The following is a 9,369-nucleotide window of genomic DNA, read 5'->3' on the forward strand; positions in this document are numbered from 1 at the left end:
AGGCAAGGCAAAATGGAAGGCATGACCCTCACAACTTTTGCCCTCGTCCGCCATGGCCAGACCGACTGGAACGCCGAGCGCAGGTTGCAGGGAGCCACAGACATTCCCCTCAACGGGATCGGCCGGCAGCAGGCCCGCGACGCCGTCGACGTCCTGTCCGGCTACGAGTGGGACACGATTGTTTCCTCGCCGCTGAGCCGGGCAGCCGAGACCGCCGACCTGATCGCGGAAGGACTCGGCTTGACGGTGGCACGCCGCGTTCCCGAGCTGATCGAGCGCAGTTTCGGGCCCGCCGAAGGCCTCCAGGCCGGACCTGAACTGGAGGCACTGCGCATCCCCGGAGGCTTCCGCGGTGGCGAGAGTGACCACGACGCCGCAACGCGCGGTACGGCGGCCCTCGAAGAGCTGGCCCGCGAGTTCACAGGCCAGCGCGTGCTGGTGGTCAGCCACGGGACGTTGATCCGGCTCACCCTCAACCGCGCCATCGGCCGCACCCTGGACAGCGTCCAGAACGCGGCGCTGAACCTGGCACACCACCACCCTGTGGAGGGTTGGGAGCTTGAGTTCTACAACGGCGAGCGCCTCACCGCAGAGGTTGCCGGCTAGGCGTCCTTCGGCCGGGATTCAGCCTGCCTGCAGGCGGCTGCGGAGCTTATCGGCATAGTCCTCGTAGGCTGCAGCGATCTCCTCAAGATCCACCGACAGCGGGAAGTCGATCACGGGCTGGTGCTCGGCCATGAAGTTGGCGGTTTCCTCCACCACGGCCTGCTGGTCGAAGCCGTCCAAGCCAAGTTCGGCGAGGAAGTCCGGGGTGACCCGCACCACGGATTCACCCGACTGCCCCTCGGCAGCCCAGCGCACTGCGTATTCGTCCTGGTTCACACGTTCAATGTCGAAAGACTTCTCCATAGGAGCAGCCTACGCGGTCAAAAGAGCACGACGGCGGGGCTGCCGCCGTCGTGCTTATCGCTTTCGTCAGTCACTGCCAGGCCCCAAGTGACGGCGCACCCCGACCGCAACACCCGGCATGACCGCTATCTCCGCGGCGGCTGCCGCCGCTGACCGGCTGGCACGACGTCAGACTTCGGGGCGCCGTTCCACGATGGTGTCCGGGGCGGTGCGCCGCTCCACCACGGTATGGCGGGTCCTGCTGGACATGACGATGGAGATGATGAGGCCCAGGACTCCAACGGCCATCAGGATGTAGCCGATCAGGACTTGGTCGATGAAGGGGATCAGCCCTGGCGTCAGGGCAAAGGCCAGGATCGCTCCGATGGCTATCAGGGCTATGGAAGAACCTATTCTCATGATGTGCTCCTCTGTGTGGCGTTCGGCCCAAGGGGGAACCACTGGCCGACCGGACATGATCAGCCTACTTATCACTTTGTGATGACGCCAGCCTTTGCGCTCCGGCGGGACCGCACCGGTTCACGCCAATCGCACACCTACCCCAGGGTGCGCAGGGCGGGAGCGGGTGCGTCGCAGGCCGGGGAAGGGTGCGCTGAGCGGGAACGGGTGCGCCGGGCGGGAACGGGTGCACGCGCCCTGCGCTCCGGCGGGACCGCACCGGTTCACGCCAATCGCACACCTACCCCAAGGAGCGCAGGGCGGGAACGGGTGCGCCGCCAGCCCGGACGGGTGCGGGAGGCGGGAACGGGTGCATCCGTCAGCGACCGTATTTCGCGGCGAAGCGGGCGATCGCTTCCTCGGGGGTCGGTACGGTTCCGAAGACTTCGGCTTGGCGTTCGGTTTGGGCAACGTAGCGGCCGGTCTCGAACCATGCGGACATGCTCGCCATATCTCCCACCAGCGGCGCGAATCGGGACGTGACCTTGCCCGCGAACTGGAGTATCGGCGTCGGAATGGACGCGACTTTGATGTCGCGGGTGCCTGGCTCCTTGGCGGTGCCGTCCGGCGACGTCGCCGAATTGTCCGGCGACATTGCGGTGTGCCTGGACAACATCTTCGCTGCCTCAAGCATGCTTACCGGCCTGGTCCACCCGATGTTGATGCGCTCCCCGTCGGCGGTATCGGCGTCGACTGCCGCGGCGAGGTACTGCGCGAGGTCGCTGGTCAGGACGAAGGTCAGCGGAACGTCCTTCCGGCCGAACCACATGATGCGCCCCTTCTGGAAGGGATCGCCACGCATTCCGACGATCTGGTCGAAGAAGGCCCCCGGCCGCAGCGCGACAAACGGGACGCCCAGCTCCTCCAACTTGTCCTCGGCGAGTTTCTTGTGCCAGAAGTGCGGAACCTGCGGGGTTTGATCGCTGGTGAGGATGCTGATCAGGACGAACCGGCGGACTCCGGCGTGGTTCGCTGCAACGGCCAGGTTGTTGTTGCCGAAAGTGTCGATCGCCTCGGCGTTCTTGTCATTCCGGGTGTAGCCGGCAGCCGTCGAGATCACGGCATCCACGCCGGTCATCGCCTGGATGAGCGAACCGACGTCGAGCATGTCGCCGCGGGCGATCTCGACTCCCTTGGCCTGAAGCTTGGACGGATCCGACGCGTCGCGCACCAGCGCGCGGACCGGCTTGCCGTGTGTGAGCAACTGATCCACCACCTGGCCACCCAGGTATCCTGTGGCACCAACAACGAGGACGGGTTTTTCTCCAGCCATGGCTCCTCCTGGAATCGATGCTTCCAGAACACGGGAGTGGTGTACAGGTACGGCGGCGCCTTGTACGCAAAGCACAGAAACTACGGGTAGCGTCGGGCTTAGTCCAGCCTGTCCGAACGCAAAGGAGCTGAAATGGCGAGAATCGAGGACTACGCACTCATAGGCGACCTCCACACCGCTGCCCTGGTGGGCCGCAACGGATCCATCGACTGGATGTGCCTCCCCCGGTTCGATTCGCCCGCGTGCTTTGCCGGGCTGCTCGCCGATCCGGAAGCGGGCCGGTGGCTCGTTGCCCCGGCCAACCCCGACCCCGCCAACGGCGGCAACTGCACCCGAAGGCAGTACCGGGAGGACACTCTGGTACTGGAGACGGAATGGGACGTGGAGGGCGGCAGCGTCCGCGTCATCGACTTCATGCCCGTGCGCGACGACGCCGTGGACCTGGTCCGGATCGTCGAAGGGATCAGCGGCGAAGTAGACATGAAGATGGAGCTGGTGCTCCGGTTCGACTACGGCCGGGTGGTGCCCTGGGTACGCAAACACGGGCAGGGGATCAGCGCCGTGGCGGGGCCGGACTCCGCTTACATCACCACGCACGCCCCCTTGGAAGGACGCGACAACCGCACCATCAGCGAATTCACCGTCAAGGCCGGTCAGCGGGTCCCGTTCGTGCTGCGCTGGGCGCCCAGCCCCGAGCCTGAACCGCGGCGCATCGACCCCGCGCGGGCGCTCGCCAACACCACCACCTTCTGGCGCGAGTGGATCGACCGCAGCGAAATCACCGGAACATACAAGGAGCCGGTGGAGCGGTCACTGATCACGCTCAAGGCCCTGACCTACGCCCCCACCGGAGGGATCGTCGCGGCAGCAACAACCTCCTTGCCGGAGCAACTCGGCGGCTCCAGGAACTGGGACTACCGCTACTGCTGGCTGCGGGATGCCACCTTGACACTGCAGTCGTTGCTCGCCGCCGGATACACCGAAGAGGCCTCGGCGTGGCGGGACTGGCTGCTGCGAGCGATCGCCGGAGATCCTGCCGACCTGCAGATTGTGTACGGGCTCGACGGCGCCAGGCGGCTTCCCGAAATGGACCTGCCTTGGTTGGGTGGTTACGAAGGCTCAGCGCCGGTACGTATTGGCAACGCCGCCGCGCCGCAGTTGCAGTTGGACGTGTGGGGCGAAGTCCTGGACGGCCTCTCCCTGACACGGGCGGCATCACCGGCAGGGACAGTGGACAGTTCGTGGGACATCCAGGTAGCCCTCATGGAATACCTCGAAGGTGCGTGGGACCAGCCCGATAACGGGCTCTGGGAAATGCGCGGACCACGGAGGCATTTCACGCATTCCAAGGTCATGGCCTGGGTGGCCGCGGACCGGATGGTCAAAGCCGTACGGAAGTCCGGGCTGCCGGGTCCTGGAGACCGCTGGGCCGATCTGAGATCCACCATCCATACAGAGGTCATGACCAAGGGTTTCAACGAGGACCTCAACACGTTCGTCCAGTCCTACGGAAGCAAGGAACTGGATGCGAGCCTGCTCCTCATCCCCCGCGTCGGTTTCTTGCCGCACCACCACTCCAGGGTGGTTGGCACAGTGGAAGCCGTCCAGGAACGGCTCACGGAAGACGGGCTGGTCCTCCGCTACCGGACCGAGTCCGGGCACGACGGCCTGCCCGGCGACGAGGGGGTGTTCCTGGCGTGCTCGTTCTGGATGGTGGACGCGTTGCTGGGCATCGGCAAACGGAGTGAGGCGACTTCCTTGTTCGAACGGCTCTTGTCTTTGCGGAACGATGTTGGACTGCTCAGCGAGGAATGGGACCCGCGTACGCAACGGCAGCTCGGCAATACGCCCCAGGCCTTCAGCCATTTCCCACTGATCCACTGTGCGTTGCAGCTCCACCACGGGCAGGCCCCCGGGAGTGACACGCCTATCGGGGGCCACGGTGGCGACGCGGAGATGTCCAGGAACGCAGCGCCGACGCCGGGCAAGCAAACGGCGCAGGGCTGAGCAGGCGCCGGGTCGGGTACGGCATACGGGACGCGTGAGGTGAGCGCGTGCGTCGTTCGCCTGCCCGCAGGGCCGAGTGGCACCGTGGTGCGGCTGGCCCCGGAGCCGGGTCCCGCCGTCGCGCGTCTACGCTCCAGGCCGAGTGGCACCGTGGTGCGGCTGCCCGCGGGGCCGGGTCCCGCCGTCGCGCGTCTACGCTCCGGCCCGAGTGGCACCGTGGTGCGGCTGCCCCCGGGGCCGGGTCCCGCCGTCGTACGTTTGCCGCGGTCAGCTTTCTGTCTTCTGGTCGTCGGGATCCGGAGCCTCGGCTCTTTGCTTGGCCTCCTCCAGGTGCTGGTCCAGTTTCCGCTCGGCCTCGCGCCGGCGCTGGCCGACGGTGCGCATTTGCTGGGTGGTGGGCGAGCCGGCGTCGCCATCCTGCCATTGCCGGTCGTCCCCCGAGGCTGAGGGCTTCTCGATGTGGTCTTGGCCCATAGGAAAATCGTCCCATTCATGGCGGCGACGCAACACCCCCGGCTCTTGGGCGCCGCAGGATCGGCGGGTAGCGTGAGCCCTGGATGAGCGATTCCACCAGCCACCTTGCCTGCAGCTTCACGGCGAAACCCCAGGAGCAGTCGAATGAGCAGAGCCCACCGGACGTACAGCGATGAGTCAAACGCCGCCGTCGAGCTGAATCCCCTGTTCAGCAGGCCGGGCGAGTCCACCCTCTTCCCCCGTTTCGCCATGCCGGACGGCGAATCCCTTCCCGGAACGGCCTATCAGGTGGTCCACGACGAGGCGATGCTGGACGGGAATTCCCGGCTGAACCTTGCCACGTTCGTGGGCACGTGGATGGAACCCGAGGCGTCCAGGCTCTACGCGGAGACCGTGGACAAGAACATGATCGACAAGGACGAGTACCCGCAAACAGCCCAAATCGAGACGCGGTGCTGGCGGATGCTCGCTGGGCTGTGGAACGCGCCCGATCCGGCGAAGGCCATGGGGACGTCCACCATCGGATCGTCTGAGGCGTGCATGCTGGGTGGCCTCGCCATGAAGCGGCGATGGCAGCACCAGCGCAAGGCCGCCGGCCTGGCCGTGGACAAGCCGAACCTGGTGCTGAGCTCGGCCGTCCAAGTGTGCTGGGAAAAGTTCTGCAACTACTGGGATGTGGAACCGCGATTTGTGCCCGTCTCCAAGGACCATCCGATGCTGGACGGCCATGACCTGGACGAGTACGTGGACGAGAACACCATTGGTGTCGTCGCCATTATGGGTGTCACGTATACCGGCGTGTACGAACCCGTGCATGCCATTTCGGCCGCCTTGGACCAGATCCAGGAACGGCGGGGGCTGGACGTGCCCATCCATGTGGACGGCGCATCGGGGGCCATGGTGGCGCCGTTCCTGCAACCCGAGACGGTCTGGGATTTCCGTCTGCCGAGGGTGGCATCCATTAACACTTCCGGGCACAAGTACGGGCTGGTTTATCCCGGACTGGGGTGGGTTGTGTGGCGTGACGCCGAGGCGCTGCCCGCGGACCTGGTCTTCCACGTCAGTTACCTTGGCGGCGACATGCCCACCTTCGCCCTGAACTTCTCCCGCCCAGGCGCCCAGGTGTTGCTGCAGTACTACCTCTTCCTCCGCTTGGGTTTCGCGGGGTACAAGTCGGTCCAGTCCACATCGCGGGATGTTGCTATGTACCTTTCCAGCGAAATCGGGGCCATGGACGCTTTCACGCTGTGGAGCGACGGGTCCGACATCCCTGTTTTCGCCTGGCAACTCGCTGACGGCCACACCAAAAACTGGAACCTGCACCACCTGTCCGAGCGCCTCCGGATGAACGGCTGGCTGGTTCCGGCCTATCCGCTGCCCGACGGCCTCAGTGACGTGACCGTCCAAAGGATCGTTGTCCGTAACGGCTTCACCCGCGACCTCGCCTCCAGCTTCCTCGCCGACCTCACCAAGGAAGTGGAGTACCTTGACCGGCTCACCGCGCCGATGCCGTCGGACGGGGCTGCCCAGGCGTTCCATCACTGATCTCTAATTCACCACAGATGTCTTCAGAGAGAGGGGTACAGGATGTGCCGGCTCTTTGGCCTGCATGCAGGTTCGCGTCCCGTGCGCGCCACCTTTTGGCTCCTGGACGCGCCGGACAGCCTGTCCGTCCAGAGCCGGCGTGAACCCGACGGAGCAGGAATTGGGACGTTTGCGCCTGATGGTTCGCCAAAAGTCACCAAGCGACCCCTCGCGGCGTGGGAGGACCACGCGTTTGCCCGGGATGCACGGGTCCTCCGGAGCACCACCTTCCTGGCCCACGTCCGCTACGCCAGCACCGGCGCGCTCACGGTGACCAACACGCACCCGTTCGAACAGGATGGGCGGCTGTTTGCCCACAACGGCGCGTTCTCCGGCTTGGCGGCGCTCGACGGTCGGCTGCGCTCGCTGGAGGTCATGGACCTGGTGCAAGGCCAGACGGACAGTGAACGGTTCTTCGCACTCATCACCGCTGAGGTACGGTGCAACGGTGGCGACGTTACGGCCGGGATAGCCCGGGCCGTCAGCTGGATCGCGGCCGAACTGCCGGTGTTCAGCCTCAACTTCATCCTGACCACGGCGACGGACGTCTGGGCTTTGCGATACCCGGCGACGCACGGGCTTTACATGCTTCGGAGGGATCCCGTCGCGCCCGCTCCGGCCGCTCCCTTGGACGCCCGAAGCAAACGGATCCACTCAAGGAGCACGGAACTCGCCGGCTCACCGCACGTCATCTTCGCTACAGAACCCATGGATCACAACCCTGGCTGGCGGCCCCTGGAATCCGGCGAACTGGTGCATGTTGGCCCCGCTCTCACGGTGGCATCCACGTTCCCCTTCCCGGATGCTCCGGCACATCAGCTCACGCTCGCAGACCTCGACCCTGCAGCCGCGGAGTCGCAGCGTCCCTGAGGGTTTTCCACATAGGCGTTGTGGGTTGTTCTGTGGGTGTGGGGGTGGTGTCAGGGTTGGTTTATGGGAATCGGTGGTGGGTTTGAGGCGGTAGAGGTGGCGGAGCCGGGTTCCGGTGCCGTCTCGGATGTCACCGGGCTGCTGCTTGATGCCAAGGGTGTGACGGAAAAGATTCCGGGTAACCCGGAGCAGCACCGGCCGGGAATACCGGCACCCTCCGCACGGGCCTGCCCTGAGCCTGTCCAGGACGCCGTGGGTGGTGCCCTGAATGACCCTTTGAGTGATGCTTTGGATGATGGGGCCGCGGCCCTCGAGACCCTGCGGGATACGGCCCTGCCGGCAGCACGGATGTTCGATGTCGGCGAAGCAGCGGATTTCGCCGGCCGCGTCGAGGACCTCGCCCGCACCCTCGAGTACCTGCAAATCGTCGCCGCCCAAGCCGTGGAACGAACCCGCGAAGAAGCCAAACACGCCCGCACCGCATCCGCGTCCACCGACGGCAGCACCGGCTGGCGGACCGGCTGGACCGAGAACGACGCACCCACCGGTCAAAGCCCCCACACCAACGGACCTCACACCACCAACAGCAACAGCAGCGGCACGGGTGCTGGTGCTGCTGTTGGTGGTGCCAGCATCACGGGTGCTGTAACTGGCGCGGGTGTAACTGGTGCAGTTTCTGGCGCTGGTGCTGTTGGCAGTACCAGCGTGACCGGGGTTCCGGCCCGCGGCTCCATCCTTGACGACGGGTACCGGAACGCCGCGGAGTTCCTTCGCGCAAGGTTGCGGATCGAGATCCGCGAAGCCCGACGCCGCCTGTCCCAAGCCGCGGCCCTCCTGCCCACCACCACTCTCACCGGCGAACCCCTCCCACCCCGACACACCGAACTCGCCCAAGCCCTGGCCACGGCACTCATCCCCTCCCGCACCGCGACCATCATCACCGGCGCCCTGGACCAGGCAGCACTCATCGCCCACCCCGAGACCCTGACCGCCATGGAACACGCCCTGACCCGCACCGGAATCGAAACCGACCCCGACTTCGTCAGCAAAACCGCCCGCCGCTGGATCAACCGGATCGACCAAGACGGCCCCGAACCCAGCGAAGAAGAACTCCGAACCCTCCAAGGCGCCTTCATCCGCAAACCCCGACGCGGACTCCACCACATCGAAATCTTCGCCACCACCGAACAATACGAAACCCTCACCACCCTCATGAACACCGCCACCAACCCCCGCCTCACCCCCAACACCACCACCACGGATCACAGCACCCAAGCAACCACAGCCCCACCCCAAGAAACCACCACCACAACACCCGCAACCACCACAACCACCCACACCACCCACCAAGCCGGGCAGGCCGGGCAGGGCGGACAGGGCGGGCAGGGCGGGCAGGTCCTGGAACTGGACCGCCGCTCACGAGCCCAGAAACTCCTCGACGGCCTCGTCGGCGGCTGCGCACTGGCCCTGAAAACAGGCCGCCTCCCAGCCAACGGCGGCCTCAAACCCCAACTCACCGCCTACATCAACGCCCACGAACTCCTCCCCCAACTCCAAACCAACCCCACCAACCCCGCACCCGACACCACCAGCACCACCCGTACCAACCCAGGCACCACCGGCCCGGGCAGCGCCCCCAGCAACCACACCGCACCCGGCACCACCAGCAACACCGTCACCGCACCCGGAACCACTGGCACCACCGGCAGGGCACTCAGTAGCGCATCAGCCACCTTCGCCGGCCCGATCCACCCCAGCACCCTCCGCAAAATCGCCTGCGACGCCGACATCCTCCCCGTCCTGCTCGGCAGCGA

General features: G+C 66.0%; 9 protein-coding genes. 5 read left to right on the forward strand and 4 right to left on the reverse strand.

Translation table 11 applies throughout. The features are described from left to right. Positions 1-12 precede the first annotated feature (12 nt). Entirely contained in the window at positions 13-606 is a 594-nt protein-coding gene (locus ACIQT2_RS15730) for a histidine phosphatase family protein (RefSeq protein WP_400333143.1), read from the forward strand. 18 nt (positions 607-624) lie between these two features. Here the strand turns inward: ACIQT2_RS15730 and ACIQT2_RS15735 are convergent, their stop codons facing one another. The 3 genes from ACIQT2_RS15735 to ACIQT2_RS15745 form a co-directional block, all read right to left on the reverse strand. After that, positions 625-909, reverse strand: a complete 285-nt coding sequence (locus ACIQT2_RS15735) for a hypothetical protein (protein WP_402948169.1) — start codon at positions 907-909, stop codon at positions 625-627. A gap of 168 nt (positions 910-1,077) precedes the next feature. Next, entirely contained in the window at positions 1,078-1,308 is a 231-nt protein-coding gene (locus ACIQT2_RS15740) for a DUF6458 family protein (RefSeq protein ID WP_400333138.1), read from the reverse strand. A 358-nt stretch (positions 1,309-1,666) separates the two neighbouring features. Next, the gene (locus ACIQT2_RS15745) at positions 1,667-2,620 is read right to left on the reverse strand and encodes an SDR family oxidoreductase (protein WP_402948172.1); all 954 of its coding nucleotides are present in this window, start codon (positions 2,618-2,620) and stop codon (positions 1,667-1,669) included. 132 nt (positions 2,621-2,752) lie between these two features. Between ACIQT2_RS15745 and ACIQT2_RS15750 the strand changes: the two genes are divergently transcribed. Further along, on the forward strand, positions 2,753-4,627 hold the full coding sequence (locus tag ACIQT2_RS15750; protein ID WP_402948175.1) for a glycoside hydrolase family 15 protein: 1,875 nt from the start codon (positions 2,753-2,755) through the stop codon (positions 4,625-4,627). Between the two features lie 267 nt (positions 4,628-4,894). Here the strand turns inward: ACIQT2_RS15750 and ACIQT2_RS15755 are convergent, their stop codons facing one another. After that, on the reverse strand, positions 4,895-5,101 hold the full coding sequence (locus ACIQT2_RS15755) for a hypothetical protein (RefSeq protein ID WP_402948177.1): 207 nt from the start codon (positions 5,099-5,101) through the stop codon (positions 4,895-4,897). A gap of 144 nt (positions 5,102-5,245) precedes the next feature. Between ACIQT2_RS15755 and ACIQT2_RS15760 the strand changes: the two genes are divergently transcribed. The 3 genes from ACIQT2_RS15760 to ACIQT2_RS15770 form a co-directional block, all read left to right on the forward strand. Beyond that, on the forward strand, positions 5,246-6,646 hold the full coding sequence (locus tag ACIQT2_RS15760) for a glutamate decarboxylase (protein WP_402948180.1): 1,401 nt from the start codon (positions 5,246-5,248) through the stop codon (positions 6,644-6,646). 42 nt (positions 6,647-6,688) lie between these two features. Next, positions 6,689-7,555 carry a class II glutamine amidotransferase gene (locus ACIQT2_RS15765; RefSeq protein WP_402948183.1) on the forward strand — a complete coding sequence of 289 codons (867 nt, stop codon included), beginning with the start codon at positions 6,689-6,691 and terminating at the stop codon, positions 7,553-7,555. Between the two features lie 63 nt (positions 7,556-7,618). Then, a partial coding sequence (locus ACIQT2_RS15770; protein ID WP_402948185.1) for a DUF222 domain-containing protein occupies positions 7,619-9,369 on the forward strand: 1,751 nt, incomplete at its 3' end.

Source organism: Paenarthrobacter sp. NPDC090522 (assembly GCF_044769225.1).
In the GTDB taxonomy this organism is placed as follows: domain Bacteria; phylum Actinomycetota; class Actinomycetes; order Actinomycetales; family Micrococcaceae; genus Arthrobacter.